The sequence below is a fragment of the Tenacibaculum ovolyticum DSM 18103 genome (genome assembly GCF_000430545.1).
Lineage (GTDB): Bacteria > Bacteroidota > Bacteroidia > Flavobacteriales > Flavobacteriaceae > Polaribacter > Polaribacter ovolyticus.
Genome location: NZ_AUMF01000009.1, coordinates 122,949 through 140,592, shown reverse-complemented (window position 1 = coordinate 140,592; position 17,644 = coordinate 122,949). Strand labels below are relative to the sequence as shown.

At 29.5% G+C, this 17,644-nt stretch carries 11 protein-coding genes; 3 read left to right on the top strand and 8 right to left on the bottom strand.

Going from position 1 to position 17,644, the window contains the following annotated elements; all coding sequences use genetic code 11:
• Positions 1-7: 7 nt before the first annotated feature.
• On the top strand, positions 8-529 hold the full coding sequence (locus H518_RS0101885; protein ID WP_028887506.1) for a DUF4136 domain-containing protein: 522 nt from the start codon (positions 8-10) through the stop codon (positions 527-529).
• Entirely contained in the window at positions 529-879 is a 351-nt protein-coding gene (locus H518_RS0101880) for a TfoX/Sxy family protein (protein WP_028887505.1), read from the top strand. The genes H518_RS0101885 and H518_RS0101880 overlap by 1 nt, the downstream gene beginning before the upstream one ends.
• Before the next feature lie 32 nt (positions 880-911).
• Here the strand turns inward: H518_RS0101880 and H518_RS0101875 are convergent, their stop codons facing one another.
• From H518_RS0101875 to H518_RS0101855, 5 genes are all read right to left on the bottom strand, one after another.
• The gene (locus tag H518_RS0101875) at positions 912-1,358 is read right to left on the bottom strand and encodes a hypothetical protein (RefSeq protein WP_028887504.1); all 447 of its coding nucleotides are present in this window, start codon (positions 1,356-1,358) and stop codon (positions 912-914) included.
• A 47-nt stretch (positions 1,359-1,405) separates the two neighbouring features.
• Complete coding sequence (locus tag H518_RS0101870) at positions 1,406-7,561, bottom strand: alpha-2-macroglobulin family protein (protein WP_028887503.1); 6,156 nt, start codon at positions 7,559-7,561, stop codon at positions 1,406-1,408.
• A gap of 188 nt (positions 7,562-7,749) precedes the next feature.
• The gene (locus H518_RS0101865) at positions 7,750-9,801 is read right to left on the bottom strand and encodes an OmpA family protein (RefSeq protein ID WP_028887502.1); all 2,052 of its coding nucleotides are present in this window, start codon (positions 9,799-9,801) and stop codon (positions 7,750-7,752) included.
• A 10-nt stretch (positions 9,802-9,811) separates the two neighbouring features.
• On the bottom strand, positions 9,812-10,765 hold the full coding sequence (locus H518_RS0101860) for a PorP/SprF family type IX secretion system membrane protein (RefSeq protein WP_028887501.1): 954 nt from the start codon (positions 10,763-10,765) through the stop codon (positions 9,812-9,814).
• Positions 10,766-10,769: 4 nt separating this feature from the next.
• Positions 10,770-13,649 carry a gliding motility-associated C-terminal domain-containing protein gene (locus tag H518_RS0101855; RefSeq protein WP_028887500.1) on the bottom strand — a complete coding sequence of 960 codons (2,880 nt, stop codon included), beginning with the start codon at positions 13,647-13,649 and terminating at the stop codon, positions 10,770-10,772.
• 154 nt (positions 13,650-13,803) lie between these two features.
• On the opposite strand from H518_RS0101855, the gene H518_RS0101850 reads away from it, so the two are divergent.
• Positions 13,804-15,156: a UDP-N-acetylmuramate--L-alanine ligase gene (locus H518_RS0101850; RefSeq protein ID WP_028887499.1), complete on the top strand. Its 1,353-nt coding sequence runs from the start codon at positions 13,804-13,806 to the stop codon at positions 15,154-15,156.
• Here H518_RS0101850 and H518_RS0101845 read toward each other — a convergent pair.
• From H518_RS0101845 to H518_RS21260, 3 genes are all read right to left on the bottom strand, one after another.
• Positions 15,153-16,226: a nucleotidyltransferase family protein gene (locus H518_RS0101845; protein ID WP_028887498.1), complete on the bottom strand. Its 1,074-nt coding sequence runs from the start codon at positions 16,224-16,226 to the stop codon at positions 15,153-15,155. The two genes, H518_RS0101850 and H518_RS0101845, sit on opposite strands and share 4 nt — an antisense overlap.
• Positions 16,216-17,322, bottom strand: a complete 1,107-nt coding sequence (locus H518_RS0101840) for a phosphoenolpyruvate carboxykinase (ATP) (protein ID WP_043706348.1) — start codon at positions 17,320-17,322, stop codon at positions 16,216-16,218. The genes H518_RS0101845 and H518_RS0101840 overlap by 11 nt, the downstream gene beginning before the upstream one ends.
• 150 nt (positions 17,323-17,472) lie before the next feature.
• Positions 17,473-17,643, bottom strand: a complete 171-nt coding sequence (locus H518_RS21260) for a hypothetical protein (RefSeq protein WP_169720512.1) — start codon at positions 17,641-17,643, stop codon at positions 17,473-17,475.
• Position 17,644: the final 1 nt, after the last annotated feature.

Below are 17,644 nucleotides of genomic sequence, written 5' to 3'. Positions count from 1 at the left end.
TATTTTTATGAAACGATTAAAGTATCTTTTTTTATTATTTATTGTAGGTTGTTCTTCAACTAAAGTGATTTATGATTATGATAGTAAAACCAATTTTGATAAATATAAAACATTCAACTTTTTTGAAGACGCAGGTAATGGTTTAAATGAATTGGATGTAAAGAGAGTTGCCAATGAATTGTTGTATAAGTTACAAGAAAAGGGAATGAAATTGTCTGATACTCCTGATGTATATATAAACATTGTTTCAAAAGAAAGTGAAGCTGCAAATAGAAATACTATCGGACTAGGAATAGGAGGTGGCGGTACTGTTGGTTTTGGTATTTCAGGTGGAATACCTATAGGAAGTAAAAAAATGAATCAGCAGTTAACAATTGATTTTGTAGAGCGTAAAAATAATGAGCTCATTTGGCAAGGAATTGTTGAGAGTGAGATAAAAGAAAGAACTACTCCTGAAGAAAGGAAACTGCATTATAAAAAAGTAATTGAAAAAGTGTTGGTGAGTTATCCACCGAATAAAAAGAATTAATGGCGTACAATGAATTTTTATCCGATAGGATAGCACAGTTTTTTAACGAGAGTAATGTACATTTTTATGAGAAAAAAATGTTTGGAGGTCTCTGTTTTATGGTAAATGATAAAATGTGTGTTGCGGTAATTAGAGACGAAGTAATGGCACGCATAGATCCTAATATATATGACAATTGTTTACAGAGAAAAGGGTGTAAAGAAATGAATTTTACGGGGAAGCCAATGAAAGGTTTTGTGTTTTTAACTGAAGAAGCAATTGATTTAGATGAAGATTTTAAAGGCTGGTTACAACTGGCTTTAGATTATAATCCTTTAGCTAGAGCTAGTAAAAAGAAAACCCCCAAATAATGGAGGTTTGTATTGTTGTTTATTTTGATAATTTAGAATTGGTAACGTAACCCTAAACCAAAATCAGAATTAAAACCATCATAATAATCACTAAAACCAATTTCTGGTCTATAATCTAAAGAAAGTACTAATGGAATGTCGAAGTTGTATTCTATTCCAACTACACCTGCAGCAAAAATAGCGCTATTACCACTAGCAGAAGCAATACCACCACCAGCACCAGCAAACCAGTTAAATTGATTTTCTATTTCCCATACCCATTGGTAAAGTCCGGTTGCTTTAAAAGCATTCCCTTTTCTAATACCTAAGTCGATTTCTAATCGATTAGATCCACTTAATTTTCTTTGGTAAGATATTTCGGCACCAAAACCACTATTGTCACCAAAACGAATACCAATTGCATTGTCTGCAATGTCTTGTGCATTGGCTGTTAGTGTTGAAATGGTTAAAAACCCAATAAATAAAAATAGTTTTTTCATAATTTAAATTATATTAAAAAGTAATACCTATTAATGTAGCTGCTAAATTAGTTAATTATTAATCGTTTTCCTTTAGAATGGCTACTAAATTCAGGAGCATACATACTTTGTATAGTTGTTATACCATTACTGAAATCACCAGCATTGTTAACGCGAACATCGTATTCAAAAACATAAACTCCTTTAGGTAAACGATCAAAAAAGAAATTTGTTGCAGCGTCTTTTGTTGCTTGATAATAACCTAAACCATCTTGCCATTTGTATTGTGAAAGTACATTTATTGGTTCTACACCAGATGCACGCATATCTTTCATATGAATAAATTCCATATCCCTATCTGAACTAAGAGTTATTCTTACAGTAATTAAATCGCCAACTTTTAAATTGATTTTATCAGTAATTTGAATAAGCTCTTTTCCTGTATCAGTATTTACTTTTTTAAATAATTTTTTAGTTAACTTTAAAGGTGTTTTAGCAGATGTAATTTTATCTAGATCTTCAAAATATTGCCAGTATAAACCACCCCAAGCAATTCCTTTTCCTTTTTTAGAAATTGTTACTTCGCCCATAGTCGGTGTTATCTCATTTCCGCTCCATGAAGTTTTAAAATATCCTGTACCAGCTTCTACTTTTACATTTTCTAGCTTATTCGCTTCAATTTTTTGATTTCCAATTTTTATGGCAACCATATCTGTAATTGAAAGCCATTCACTTCCTTGTAATAATAAGGCATATACAGCTTCTGTTGTGGCTTTGGTTGTTTTCCAACGGTTGGTTTGCTTGTTTTTAAGTAACCATATTTTTAGATTATCAACCGTTTTAGTATCGTTTTCAATTTCAGCAAAAGCTTCTATTAATAAAGCTTGTGTTTCAATAGGGGCTTGGTAATTATAATAACCAGCAACGTTACTTTTCCAATACATTCCTAACACATCAGAAGTAATACTATTTTCTTTTAATGATTTTATAATTTTTGTTGAAATAGCTTTATTGTTATTTCTAAATTGAATTAATGCGATTTGTGCCTTCGCATATAATTGATAATCATTCCAGTAAACAGTTGTTTGATTTTTATAATATGCAATTGCTTTTTTAGCAGTGCTAGAAGCAGCTGTTTTTTCATAAAAACTACGCATGTATAAATATTGAATAGCAAAGTAGCTTAAATGATTTTTCTTTAAATAAGCTTCATATTTATTAATTCCTTTTGTGGCTTTTATTTTATTCGCTTCCTTTAATAAATCATTGTATTGTGCTACTATTTCTTCGTCTAAAAAGTGGATAGCTTTTTGAAGCATTTGTGTTGTTGAGGTCTCAAGATTATGTACTCCTAATTGTTTTAAATGACCAAAACCATTAACGATGTGTTGTGTAATATATCTATTCGCATAATTCCCACCTTTAAACCAAGGGAAACCTCCGTTACTCATTTGCATATTTGTAAGCTTATTAATAGCTTTTTGTTGCTCGTTATTCATTTTATTTAAATCGAATAATAATGCAATACGCTTTTTTTGTTCTGTTTCAGATTGTGCATCTCGTAACCAAGGAGTTTCTTGAATAATTAGCGATTTTAATTCCTGATTTTTTTCAAGATTAGATAACAATGCATCACTAGATTTCCACTGTTTAAATACTTCTTGAATTCTTGGGTTTGAATTTGCAATATGACTTGCCAAGGTATTGGCGTAATAACGAGCGAAAGTTTGCTCACTACATTCATACGGATATTCCATTAAGTATGGTAATGCTTGTACAGCATACCACGCAGGGTTTGATGTTACTTCTAGAGTAAGTTTATGGTGTTTTAAGCTAGAAGAAGCATTGTTTTTTAGCTTATCTAAACTAAACGTTTTTGTTTGATTTGAACGAACCCACATTGGCAAAGTTTCGGTAAATAACATGCGGTTAGATAAAATTGGTAAAACATTTTGTTCTCCGTCAGAAAAATCTCCTGATTTAGCTACAATTTTATATTGAACTGCTTGGGTGTTATTAGGAATCGCTAAATTCCACGAAACACTTGTATTTCCGTTTGTATCGACATTAAAGTCTTTATTCTTTGTTGAGTTATCTAATAGGTTAATTTCTTTCCCAGTAATAGCATCTGTTAAAATTAATTGAGAAACACCTTGTAAGTTTTTATCTGACAGATTCGAAATTTTAGCACTCAATGTTATTTTATCCCCTTCTCTTAAAAAACGTGGAGCATTTGGGGTAATCATTAACTCTTTTTGAGTTACAGCTGTTAGCGTTTTAGTTGCCGATTGTAATTCTTTAGTATGGGCAAGTAATTGTAATTTCCATTTAGTTAATGCTTCTGGAGTTGTAAAACTAAAAGTAATGTTTCCTTTTTTATCAGTTTTTAAATGTGGAAGAAAGAAAGCAGTTTCTTGTAAGTTTTTACGAATTTTAATTCCTTTTAAAGCTGTTTTTTTCTGAGTTTCTTTACTTGCAGGAGCATTTGTATTCATAGCAAGAGGAGCATCTTCTGTAAATTCATATTCTTCTTGCACATCATTTTCTTGCATGTTTATACCTGCAGCTCTTCCTTTTAGCTCTTGAGATGTTTCAGCTAAAGGCGCACTCATTTTAGCTCTTCGACTCATCATCATTTTACCTGGTCGATGATTATTGTTAAATGCAAACCCAAACCAATTTAGTTGTGCGTATTGTTGGTTTTGATAATTGTAATTAGTGTATTTGTTGTTATAAAGTCTAAAATTGTTAGTTCCAAAACTATGTTGGGCATTTAGAGTGTTTCCGTACGAGTAATACGTTGGTGTACTTATTGGGGTAAATTGCCAATTATGAGGTTTAAATTCATCTAAAGAAGCATCGTACATACTTGCTAAAACTTCAGCAGTAACTTTATTTTCTTTGTCGTTTTTAATTGTGAAACTCCATTTTTCGGGTGTGCCAGGTTGTAGTTTGTCTCTAAATGTATTTGTTTCAATAGTTATAAGTTCTTGTTTGTTGATTACAGGAATATTAACAACTCCTGAAACAAAAGAATTATAATTAACAAAATAATATTTTATTGCAAACCCACCAATATCCTCTTTTTTTACTGGGATTTCAATTGTTTCTACACCGTTATTTAAGTGAATTAATTGTGTGTTCGTAATTTTATGATTCTTTTCTGTTTCAACTATTATAGTAATGTTTTTTGAAGCAGAACCAATTTGTAAACAAACGTTATCGCCAACATTGTAATTGGTTTTATCTAAATTGTAGAAAAATAATTTACTGTCGGCTATTTCTTTTTCGATTGTATTGGTAATGGTAAAATAAGTTTTATCAGTTACTTTTTGATTAAATTTATCTTTTGTGTTTAAAACGGCAATGTATTTACCCGAAGTCCAATTTTGAATGCTCTTCAAAGTAATTTCTTTTGATTTTTTAGTATTGAACTTTTCATCAAAAACTAATTTCCCTTTTTTCCAATCTTTTTCATTTACTTCCTCTTTATTATATGAGTCATGCGGAAACAATTTTCTGAATTCATTTTCAGAAATATCTTGATAATCGGGAGTATTCCAAGGTCTTTTTCGTAATGGATTTTTTGGAGCTTGTAATTTATATATTTTTACAGTTCCTATTGCAGCAGCAAACTCTTCATTTAAGTTTTTAGTCGTAATTTTTATTTTTTGCTGTTTAGCTTCTTTGTTAAGAGTCGAATTTATCTGTAAAGAGGCTGTTAAAGCATGGTACCCTACCTTTACAATTATTGTTTCGCTACGTGTTTCTCCATTTATATCAGTAACATCAGCTGTAACCTCATAGTTAAAAATAGGTAAATCGTGTTTAGAAACACTTTCATCAGGAAGTGCTTTAAAATTTATAGAAAAATTACCTGATGCATCAGTAATGCTTTCTCCGTGTGTAATTTCTTGTGAGTCTGAAGAATAGCTAGGTTTACGCCAATACCACCAGTTAGGATATTGTACTTTTCTGTGTACTCTATATACAACTTTTGCATCAGTTATATTTGCGCCAGAAAAAGCTTTTGCAAATCCGTTTACAGTAATGTTATCGTTTAATTTAAATGTTTTGGTAATAGGCTTAAATGCTATTTCAAACTTCGGACGTTTGTATTCTTCTACAGATATTGAAGTTATATAGTCTTCTCGCTCAAAATTAAAGTTAACATTATTATAAAAGAGGCTTTCTTTTTTATTACTCCTGTTTATAGAGAAGGTATATTCACCAGTTAAGCCATTGTTAGGTAGTATAATTTCTCCTGATGCTGCACCAAACTCATTTAATTTTAAATCAAGCTTTTTTACTTCTTGGTTGTTAACATCATTTAAAGTTACTTGTATGTATTCGTTTGTAAAAGGAGTTGATTTCTCCTTTTTGTTTTGAATAAAAATTGTTTTAAAATACACTGTTTGCCCAGGGCGATAAATACTTCTATCAGTAAAAATAAATGGCTTTATTTTAATAGTTTCATTTAACGTATTTATATTTTGTTTTTGGTGTTTATATAAATAGTAATTCCCAAAAACAGCACTATCGTTACCAGAAGTAACTGTTGCCGAAACATTATAATGTGTGTGGTTGCTTTTAAAAGTAGCAAAACCATTTTTATCGGTAGTTAATTTTTCATTTAGATTTGTTTCTGCTCTACGTTCATTATTTTTTAATAATATTTGAGCATTTTTAATAGGTTTACCTGTGTTTCTATTAACTACTTGATAGGTTTTTATGTTGTTTTTTGAGTTTTCAATTAAAACTAAATCACTTATTTGAACATTTGCAACGGCATATAAACCTGTATTGTTTAATATATTGTTTTCATGGGCTACAATTAAATAACTACCTTGTGTTAGTTTAGGTATAATTACTTCGGTACTATGAGATAAATAATCATGTTCGTTTCTTAAATCATTGTTCCAAGAATTAACTTTATCTAGTTTATTTATGAACTTTACGCGATCTTCTTCTTTGTATGTTCTATTTAATTCTTCTATCTGAGTTCTATTAATCTTAAAAGTTGTAAAATATAATTTACTAATATTGTTATAAGTTACTAATAGGCAAGAAGATGTATTTATTGGGCTGAATTTTTCTGATACAACAGCAAGTGCTTTACTCGTTATTTGTTGTTTTAATAATTCACATTTTTTAGCTCCAGTACTTTTAGGAAATTGCTTGATTACTCGATTGCAAATAGCAAGTGCTTCTTTGTTTTTAAAACGAACTTCTTCATTTTTTTGATATGTATATGAGTTTGCTTGTTGGTTGTATATTTTAGCTATTTTGTATGTATACAACCCAGAAACCTTATTTGTTTGATACTTTTTTTCACTTGTTTTTAGTGTTTGTAAAAAAAGTTGCTCTTTATTTTGAAAAGTAGCGTGTTGGTTTATAAAATTTAATCGTTCTAAATCTACATCAACTAATGCATTTAAATTTCCGTTCTTTAAGTGGAAGTTAAGTAGCTCTTTGTAAATTTTTAGAGCATTAAATTGAAGAGACAATGCATCTTTTGTTTTTAAATTTATTTTAGAAAAAGCACTTGCATTGCTTATTAAATTTTTAGTGTCAATTTTAAATTGATAGGCTGGTTTTGTAATATTAGTTTCAGACGTTTTATAAAAAGTAAGAGCGTTGTGTGCTAAGAAATCAAATAGGGTAGGGCGATATTTTTCAGAATCTTTAGAAGTGTATAAAATATCATTAAATTTATTAATGTCTGTTTGTTGTAATAATAAACCGTTTTCTAAAGATTTTTGATAATAGGCATGAATTTCAGTAAACAGTGTATCTAAATCCCAGGTTCTAAAATCGTTTTTGTTAACTTTATCTGAAGTTTTAGTTCGTTGATAAAATTTCCATCTATTTTCTTTAAAATATTGCCAATACAGATTGGCTAAAATATTTTCTAATACGTTTTTGGTAGGAAAACTACTTTTATTAATATGTTTTTTAAACTGATTAATGATTTTTAATTGCGCATCTTCTTCTAAAGTTAATGAGAATTTACTTTTATAAAATAATGATTTTATAATTTGTGGAGCATTTTGGGCAACTTCCGCTTTAACGTAAATTGTATTTACAACTTTTAAAGCAGATTTGGGCAGATTCTGTTTTTCAAATTCCTGTACTTGTTTCCAAAGATTTTTATAATTCTCTTGGGCATTTAGTGTGGTAGAGAATAGTGTAATCATAAATAACAGTGTTGTGATTTTTTTCATAACTTATGTTTTGATGCCCTAAAGCACGCGTAAATTAAAATTAAAAACAATCGATAATTAGTTAACAACCTATTTTATGAGGTAAAATTGTGTGTTGACTGAGTTTAGCTATAAAGATAATTAATAATTATTGTAAAATTTAGATTGTTTACAAAACAAAAAACGAGCCAATTGGCTCGTTTTTTTATTTAATATATTTGTTTTACAACGAATTCACATCGCCTATTTGTTTCATGTTGTTCTTCTGTACAAGCATCTTCAGTTTTACATTTTATAAGAGGTTGCGTTTCTCCATAACCAATAGCTATAACACGTTCGGGTTTAATTCCGTTTTTTATAAAATACATTCTTGCTGAGGTTGCTCTTTTTTGTGATAATTCTAAATTGTAACGATTATTTCCTCGAATATCTGAATGTGTACCTATTTCGACAACCATTTTGGGGTACTTTTTCATTAATTTAATCACATAGTTAATTGCTCTTTTAGTATCCTTACGTAAATACCAAAGTTTGTAATCAAAGTTTATTTCATCAGTTTTAATAATAATTCTACCGTTATCTTTTTCTAAACTTTTTTCTTTAGCAATGGTTTGCTCAATTTTTGTTTTGTTTTGTAGTTTTAATTTATTTGTGGCTGTTATTTTTAACTCTTGTGCTTTTTTAGCTTTTAATTGCAGTGCAATTCTCTTTTCTTTTTCAATTTCAGTAATCGATTTTAAGGCTATAGATGCATCGTTGTCTTTATTTCTTTCCTTGCTTGTAAGGATTGTCTTTCTTTTCTCTTGATACCCTTCTTTAGAGGCTATAACGATATAGGAAGCTTCACAAATTGCCCTAAAACTAAAAGCCCCATTAGCATTTGTATATGTTTTTTTAAAATCATTATTATCTGTGCCGATTAAAATTAGAGTATTTCCTAAAGTTTCCTTGGTATCAATATCAGTAATTACACCTGAAATAGATTGTTTACAATCTTCAATAATTAAAGCTTTTTCTTCTACAATTTTATAAATATCATCGTTTCCTTTTCCTTCTGGCCTGTTAGAAGCAAAAAAGCCTTCTTTTGTTTTGTTATTTATATTAAATGAAAAATCATCGTAACCAGAGTTTATTGGTAAACCAACATTATCTGGCTGGCTGTATTTGTTATTAGAAATTGTACTAACAAAAACATCTAAAGATCCAAAACCTGGATGACCGTTAGACGAAAAGTATAATTTATTATCTTTACTAATAAACGGAAATTGCTCTTTTTTAGGGGTGTTTATAGTTGCTCCTAAGTTTTTTGGATTTCCGTAAGTACCATTATTATTTATAGCAACAGCGTAAATATCAAAAGAGCCATATCCGTTAGGCATATCTGAAGAAAAATACAATGTTTTTTCATCATCACTTAAAGCGGGATGTTCTGATGAGTATTCATCACTGTTAAATGGTAGTGAGGTTATGTTTTTCCATTCACCATTAATTAATTGTGCTCTGTAAATCTGTAAATGAGTAATTTTTTTATTATCCTTTTTACGTTTTCCTTTTACTAGATTATTTCTAGTAAAATAAGCTGTTTTAGCATTCTTCGTAAAAATGATGTTAGATTCGTGAAGTTTTGTGTTTATTGAAGTTGAAAATGGTTCTGTTTCGTTATTTAATGAGACTTTATAAATGTCTAAATAACCATTTCCTGTCCAACCATATGTTTTAGAGGTGCCTTCATTATCTTTTTTAGCTGCAGAAAAGATAATACTGTTTCCTTTTTGTATTGCTCCAAATTCTGAATTTGGTGTATTAATAGCTAAGTTTTTAATAGTATATCGATTACCTATTGCTTTTATGTTTTCAAGATATTCTATTTCCGCTTCTAATTTTTGAAGTTTCTTAGCGTCGTTCTTTTTGTAATATGATCGTAATAAGTTATCAGCTTCTTTATAATCACCTGTTGCTTTTAAAGTATTGGCATATCTGAAATAATAAGGTTCGTCTACTAATTTTTTATAATATTTAAAAAGTAGCTTATAATTTGTAGCTGCTTTATTCATATCGTTTATAAAATAATATGAATCTGCTAAGTTTTTTATTGTTTTAAAATTCTTATCTTTTTTTATAGCTTTTTCGAATAAAGGAATAGCGTGACTATAAAAAGCTCTATCAAAGTATTTTTTTGCTCTTTTAAAGTCCCTATCTTCTTGGGCATTGCTACAAATAACAATGAAGAATGTAAATAAGACTGTAATTGTTTTTTTCATATAGCTTTTTTTAGAAGAATCGAGGAGATTTATCATATCCTTTTTTAAGACCTAAGGTGTCAAAATCAAAAAGGACAAATACTTCGTGTGTTCCTGAATTAAAATTACTAAGGTTTGTTGTTGTGTAATCGTATGCATACCCAATTCTTAAATTATTAGTAGCTTTTACGTTAAACATCGCACTAAAAGAATCGTTTATTCTATAGGATAAACCTCCTTCAAAACGATCATTAAATAATACGTTGATAGAAGTGTCTAGAACAATAGGAGATCCTTTAATGGCTTTTAATAAAAAAGAAGGTTTTAATTTAATAAGATCGCTTAGTGTAAAAACATATCCTGCATTCGCAAATAAATGTATTTCTTCTCCACCAATACTTTTTAAACCGTTTTTTTCGGTAAAATGTTTTGAATTTAAAAGGTTAGGTACAGAAACTCCAAGGTAATATTTATCAGTAAAGTAAAAAGCACCAAAACCAAAGTTCGGAGTTATTTTGTTTTGATTGTCAAATGCTAAATCGTTCGTTAAAACACCACTAATGGTGTCATCATCTGGAAATCTAAAGTTAGCGAAATCTGTTTTAAAACTACTGAAACCTGCTTTTAAACCTAAAGATAATCTGTGATTTTCACTTAACTGTAATGTGTAGGCAAAATCGGCATACACATTATTTTCTTTTAAAGCATTGTCACCAATATTATCGGAAATAAGAGATAAACCTACTTCAAATTTATCAGTTATTGGAGCGTGTGCAAAAAAAGTATATGTTTTAGGAGATCCTACGGCACTTGCCCATTGCGTTCGGTGCATGAATCCAAAATTTAGTACCCCTAATTCATTAGTTACGTAAGCAGGGTTTATAACATTTTGATTGTACATGTACTGTGTATACTGTGGGTCTTGCTGTGAGAAAACACCAGCGACAGTATTTATATATATAATTACTAAAAGTATCTTTTTCATAGTCTTATTTACTTAAGTAAATTCTACCTTGTTTAGGTTTAATATTGTCTTTGTTATATTTTAAAATGTAAAAATAAACACCACTTGTGGTATTGTTTTTAGATGAAGTGTTTTTTCCATCCCATTTAGGAGTGTCAATATCTCCTTTGAAAAGAGATTGTCCGTATCTGTTAAATATTTCTAATTGATAATCTGGGTAAAAATAGTTGATGTTAGGGATGTAATAAAAATCGTTAACACTATCTCCGTTAGGTGAAAATCCATCAGGAATAAAAAAGTCATAGTCTTCAGGATTACAGTTGTTAAGGCTTACTGATATTGGAGTTCGCTCACTTTCACAACCAGAGTCTGGATGAATATTAGCAACATAATAAACGGTGTTTTCTTCAAGTAATTCTGAGTTATCAAGTTCTAGACCTCCTAATAAAGCATCATACCAAATAAAATTATAATTAGCGGTATTGGTTAAAGACATTTCAAAATCAAGTAATGTTAGTTTCTCTAATCCGCATAAAAGTGTTGTTCCTTCTACTACTGGTATGGGAGGGGCAATTACAGTAATTGTAAATGGTAATCTAGAAACACTTTCACAACCAGTAATGCTTTCTGTAGCATAATAAGTTACACCATTAGTTAGTATGGTATCTGTAGTTAATAAGTTTCCGTTAGTAGGGCTATCGTACCATAAAAGTTCTCCTGAATTTACTTCTGCATCTAAATTAGCAATAGTAGCTTTTTCGATACCACAAAATAAAGGAGTAGTATTTGTAGATGTTACAATCTCTGGTGTTAAAATAGTTACTGTTACAGCTGTACGGTCAGAACTCTCACAACTATTATTTGTATCTTTAGAACTTACATAATAGTCTTCACCATTCACAAGAATTGTTGAAGAACTTAAAGGGACAGTAGATGTATTATCAGCATACCAAGTTAAATTTTCTCCGCTAGTAATAGCGATGTTAGCAAGTGTAGGGGAGTTAGGGTGATAGTCTGATAAACAGAATGATTGATTTGCGTTAAGTATTGGTGCGTCGGGAATACCATTTATAGAAAAACTTTCTCGTATTTCAAAATCAAATACTGTTCTACATGGAGTTGTATCGTTTTGAGTACTTTTTAATACAACATTATAAGTACCCGTTTCTAGATTAGTTATATCAATATTGTAATTTGCGCTACCACCACCAGCTGAAAAAACAATGGTATTTTCTGTTAATATATTACCTGTACCTATTTCTAAAACTTCATAATTTATAGTATATTCTCCATCTGCCAAAGTTGGGGCGTTTATAGCAACTTTTATGTCAGAGGCGTTACATACATTATCTATAATAAGGTCTAGTTGAATGTCTTCTGGTACTCTATTAATAGAAAAATCATAATTTATACAGTCTAAACCGCTTTGGTTTGTTGATGAAATTGTAAAGTTAAAATCATTTTCATTAGTAAGAAAGCTTGAAAAATTAACAGGTATTATTGCTTCACCATTTAAAAAAGTAAGGTCATATGCAGTTATATTTAAGTCATTAGTACTACCTTTTATTGTATAATCTACTGTTTTTGTACCTGTAAACAAACTTCCATTATCATCATAAAAATCATAAATGGTTAAGTTTAAATCATCTTCATTATAACAAGTATCTTCTATTTTGGCCTTAGCTTCATAAATGATAAAACTTTTTTCTAATACCGTAAAAGAATTACAAATAATACCATTTATATTATTAATTGAGTTAGTTCTTATAATATAACTACCAGGTGTTAAGGTACTACTAGGAAGTGTTATTTTTTCTAAACTTATATTACCGTCATCATCGGTTAAACTAATGTCGTTTAGGAGTCCGGTATAAACAATGCCATTAGTTGTTGTATTTACAATTTCATATACTAAATCATACGTCATTGAAGAACCTAAAGTAGCTTCATGTAAAATTTCTATTAGTAATGAATCTTCTTTACATTGATTTGTAACTGAAAAAGCAGCAGCTATTTTTGGTAATATAATTGAAACGGTAACAGATTGTTCGTCGCAGACACCAAGCGGATATACAGTGTATGTGAAATCGTACTTTCCAGAACCAAAAAGTTGATAAATTTCTTCAATATTGATTGTTGCATCTAATGCATTTTCAATCTGACCTGTATTATTTACGTCAGTCCAAACACCATTAGAATCTTGACCTATAACATAATCAAACAAGTTAACGTTATCATATAGGCTTAAATTATCGGTGTCACAAATTTCAAGATTCATGGCTATACCTGCATTTGGACTACGATGAACTTCTAATATTATTGTTGCAGTTCTTGAAGCACAGGAATTTACATTACTAACAATGTAATTTAAAGCGTAAGTACCTGCTCCTGCAAGTTCTGCATTAAAAATATTATCGGTTAAAAAACCAGTAGGCGTGCCCGTGGCTTCTTTCCATTCGCCATTAATATCAGCACTTAAATTTGTTAAGTTATTGTCTAAAAAAGTAAATAAATTAACAGTTGTATCATTGCTACAAGCATTTGCACCTCCATTTATATTGTCTTCACCAGGGTATCCTCCTAAAAAGATGGTAATCTCTGAACTTTCGTTACAATTTGGGTTTGTATAGGTGAATGTATGTTCGCCAAATCTATTTATTGCCCATAAATTAACAATACCAGTATTATTATTTATCGCGTTTTGATTGATAGGACTATTAGCAAACCAATGACCACCTGCTTGAGGTGTTCCTTGTAATTGGTTAAAAAGATTGTACGATTGATAATTGGTGTCAGACTCTTTATTACAAATAGTTACCGTATTATCTGCTCCTGCACATTGAGAGAAAATATTAAATAACGATAATGAAAATAAGAGCAAAGAAAAAAGTATTTTTTTTTGCATAGTAGTAATTATTTATAACAGTTTTAGAAAATACAAAGCAACATAAAAATCAGCGGTTTAAGAAAAAAAAAGCATTAATTTTTAAAAACGATCATTTCTCTTTTTCTTAAGCTCTTTTACTTCGTTATCTTTACATAAAATTTAGGAGATTAAAATGACAGTACATTTTATAGCAATCGGAGGAAGTGCAATGCATAATTTAGCAATTGCTTTACATGAAAAAGGATATCAAGTAACAGGAAGTGATGATACTATTCATGATCCATCTAAATCTAGATTAGAAAAACGAGGGTTGTTACCTGAAGAATTTGGATGGTTTCCAGAAAAGATTACCAATGATTTAGATGCTGTAATTTTAGGAATGCATGCGAAAAAAGATAACTCAGAATTACTGAAGGCACAAGAGTTAGGAATTAAAATATATTCTTATCCTGAGTTTTTATTTGAACAATCTAAAAACAAAACGCGTGTAGTTATCGGTGGTTCTCATGGAAAAACGACTATAACATCTATGATTTTACATGTATTGAATTATCATGATGTAGCTGTTGATTATATGGTAGGAGCACAGTTAGATGGTTTTGATACGATGGTACATTTAACTGAAGAAAATGAATTTATTGTTTTAGAAGGTGATGAGTATTTGAGTTCTCCTATTGATATGCGTCCTAAATTTCATTTATACAAACCAAATATTGCTTTGTTAAGTGGAATTGCATGGGATCATATAAATGTATTTCCAACTTTTGAAAATTATATAGAACAATTTAAAATTTTTAATGATTCTCTTACCAATGGAGGGATGATGGTGTATAATGAGGAGGATTTAGTTTTAAAAGATGTTGTTGAAAATTCAAGCCATCCAATAAAAAAATATCCATATAAAACACCTAATTATTTTATTGAAAACGGAATTACTTATCTTGATACTCCTGAAGGTGATTTACCTCTAGAAATTTTTGGAGACCATAACTTACAGAATTTAGCAGGTGCTAAGTGGATTTGTCAGCATATGGGTATTGATGAAGATGAATTTTATGAAGCTATTGCTAGTTTTAAGGGAGCAAGTAAGCGTTTAGAGAAAATTGCAGAAAATGAATCTACTGTGATTTTTAAAGATTTTGCTCATAGTCCTAGTAAAGTTGAAGCAACAACAACTGCTGTTAAAAAACAATACGATAAGAGAACTGTTTTAGCTTGTTTAGAGTTACATACATATAGTAGTTTAAATGCTGAGTTCTTAGCTGAATATAAAGGAGCCTTAGATAAAGCTGATAAGGCAGTAGTATTTTATTCACCGCATGCAGTGAAAATAAAACAGTTAGAAGAAGTCACTGAAGCACAGATAGCAAGTGCTTTTGAACGTGATAATTTAATTATTTATACAAACCCAATAGCATTTAAAGAGTTTTTATTTAATCAGAATTTAGATAGTACTGCTTTGTTATTAATGAGCTCTGGAAATTATGGAGGTTTAGATTTTAATGAGGTTAAAAACTTAGTTTAACCCCCCATTTTTCTTTTGTACCAATTGTAATCAGTTATTTTAGACCAAACAAATAATAAATAAGATTTTTTATAAAAAGCTTTAAATATTATTACAATTCTGTCTTTATAGAAAATGTAATACTTTAGAAAAGTAGCTTTTATATTTTTATAAAAACTATTGTTTAAGTTTTTTAAATATTTTTTTAAGTATTTCTTACTAGACTTGGTTGATTTGAATTCAATATTTTTAAAACTAGGAAGTATTGTATTGTATAGCTCTAAACCAGCATTTAATTCTTTAAATAGTTTGGTATCTTGAATAATGGAATTTGTTTCAAGTTTTTTATCAAGTAAAAAAACATCGTAAGCAGCTCTAAGGTTTATTTTTTTAGTTAAATATGCATCATCATTAATGAGTTTGGAATAGACTGTTAGTTTAATTTGATCAGAGAAAGATAAAAAAGTAGTGTTATTAATAGTCTGTAATTTGTTTTTAATAGAGCTATGATTAAAAAAGGAAGACTTTTCTATCCGTAACATTTGTTTATGAATTTCAATAGCTGCTATTTTTTTGGCATGTGTTATTCTAGGTAAATGCCTATGATCGTTAAATAGCTCTGAGACTTTATGTGTATAACCATTTTCTTGAAGTATTCTAAAAGCACTTGTACAGTTTTTTTGTTCAAATAAAAGATCAATGTCACCAACCATTCTTTCAGCTACATCTTCATATAAACCTTCGAGTAAATTACCTGTACCTTTTAAAAAAATAGGGATTATATTATAAGAAAGTAATAGTTCATTTATCTCTTTTGCTTCTTTAATAATCTGCTCATTCCTTTCGCGATTTAAATCGGTAATATGTTGCATGTAAGTAACCAAATCTTCGGGTAAGTAGTCTAGAAAATTTGCTCGTTTTAAATTGCAGTATAGTGTAGGGAAAACATAATGACTAGTGCTTAATTTAACAACATTATCCCAGTTTACAGTATTAGATTTTAATTCTTGTTCAACTAAGTCACGATTGTGTTTTTCATGAGTAATTGTTAAACATTTCCCAACAAAAAATAAAGTTTCTTTATAGTTCATCATTAAAGATTTTCGAAACAGTTGTTATCATTTTAGAATTGTCTGAATAGGTAAGTTGGTAACAAGGTAAGCTTGAGAACCAATTTAAGAAAACTTCAACATTTTCTTGCATTGGAGACAACCAAGAGTCAGGAACTAACTGTTCAAAGGCTTTAATATTAGATATTTTATCGACAACTAGATCACTGTCTTTTTTGTATTTAATAAAAACTAATGCTTTACAAGGCTTTTTTGATTGATAATTGATGTTGTTTGTAGGTAGGTATCTTACAATTTTATTTAACCTTTTAAAATGATATTCAGCTGAAGTTTTTAGTTCAGGGTATATAGGAAGTAAAGTTTCTAAACTATTTTTTTTAATAGAAATAGCTGAAGGAAAACTATATACTTCTTGTTTTTTAGCATCAATAGGAACAAAGTCGTCAGCTAAACAGGTAAAGCCATTTGCTTGTAATAAAGCTAAAGATGTGCTTTTTCCATTACCAGAATCTCCTAAGAATAATATTGATTCCTTATTATTGCTCACAGCCGAGGCATGAAATACACCTAACCATTCATCTTCAGGTTTGTGGTGCATTAATTCAGTAATCTTCATAGAGAACTTCCCTTGAAAAAAATGAACATCACTAAGAGCCCATGTTCCAATAATAGTATTGTTAATTGAAAAGGTAATTAAATCGGTATTACTATAAACTTCAAAAAGGTGGTTGCTACTTAATGTGGCTTCAACTTCTAAATGTGTAAATTTTGGATGTACTAAAGAAAATTCAAATTCAGATAAATAACAGACTTTAAAAATGATGTCATTTATTTTATAATACTTTTCGTATTCAAAATGTTTCACTTTTGAAACAGGAGCTAATTCTTGTTTTGTGAAATTATGAGTGTTTAATAAGTTTTCAATATCAGATATTAAGTTTTCAGCTTCTTTATAAGGTATATCTATTTGACTAAATATCTTAGAGATAATTTCTTGTTTATCAGTTTTGTGATATAATAGCGATAGTGCGTCTGCTATGAGTGGTTCAATAACTATATATTCATTGGTGTCTTTGAACCAGACAACCTTTTTATTACCTATTTGTTTTATTATCATAATCAGTAAAAATAAATAATTAATATACTTTAAACTGTTTTTTTATCTTTTAATTGAAATATGTTTTTTAAGTGTTTATAGTATTGTAACATCATTAAAATAACAAACCCTCGGGAGGCCGAGGGTTTGTTGTTAGAGAATAGTTATATGTTAAAATCCACCACCTGGAGCAGCAGGGCTTTGTGCTTGCGCTTTTTGTGGGTTTAAAATTAAATAGGTTCCTAGGGCTGTTAATGCAGCGTATTTACCGTAACCTCCTATTTTTTTTAACGCCTCTTTTCTAGAGATGTCTTGACTTTTATTTTGAGTTTGTTTTTTCATA

Bases quoted from the DNA above. Each gene is read 5' to 3' on its own strand.
- H518_RS0101885 (WP_028887506.1), top strand. From the start codon at position 8: ATGAAACGATTAAAGTATCTTTTTTTATTATTTATTGTAGGTTGTTCT.
- H518_RS0101880 (WP_028887505.1), top strand. From the start codon at position 529: ATGGCGTACAATGAATTTTTATCCGATAGGATAGCACAGTTTTTTAAC.
- H518_RS0101875 (WP_028887504.1), bottom strand. From the start codon at position 1,358: ATGAAAAAACTATTTTTATTTATTGGGTTTTTAACCATTTCAACACTA.
- H518_RS0101870 (WP_028887503.1), bottom strand. From the start codon at position 7,561: ATGAAAAAAATCACAACACTGTTATTTATGATTACACTATTCTCTACC.
- H518_RS0101865 (WP_028887502.1), bottom strand. From the start codon at position 9,801: ATGAAAAAAACAATTACAGTCTTATTTACATTCTTCATTGTTATTTGT.
- H518_RS0101860 (WP_028887501.1), bottom strand. From the start codon at position 10,765: ATGAAAAAGATACTTTTAGTAATTATATATATAAATACTGTCGCTGGT.
- H518_RS0101855 (WP_028887500.1), bottom strand. From the start codon at position 13,649: ATGCAAAAAAAAATACTTTTTTCTTTGCTCTTATTTTCATTATCGTTA.
- H518_RS0101850 (WP_028887499.1), top strand. From the start codon at position 13,804: ATGACAGTACATTTTATAGCAATCGGAGGAAGTGCAATGCATAATTTA.
- H518_RS0101845 (WP_028887498.1), bottom strand. From the start codon at position 16,226: ATGAACTATAAAGAAACTTTATTTTTTGTTGGGAAATGTTTAACAATT.
- H518_RS0101840 (WP_043706348.1), bottom strand. From the start codon at position 17,322: ATGATAATAAAACAAATAGGTAATAAAAAGGTTGTCTGGTTCAAAGAC.
- H518_RS21260 (WP_169720512.1), bottom strand. From the start codon at position 17,643: ATGAAAAAACAAACTCAAAATAAAAGTCAAGACATCTCTAGAAAAGAG.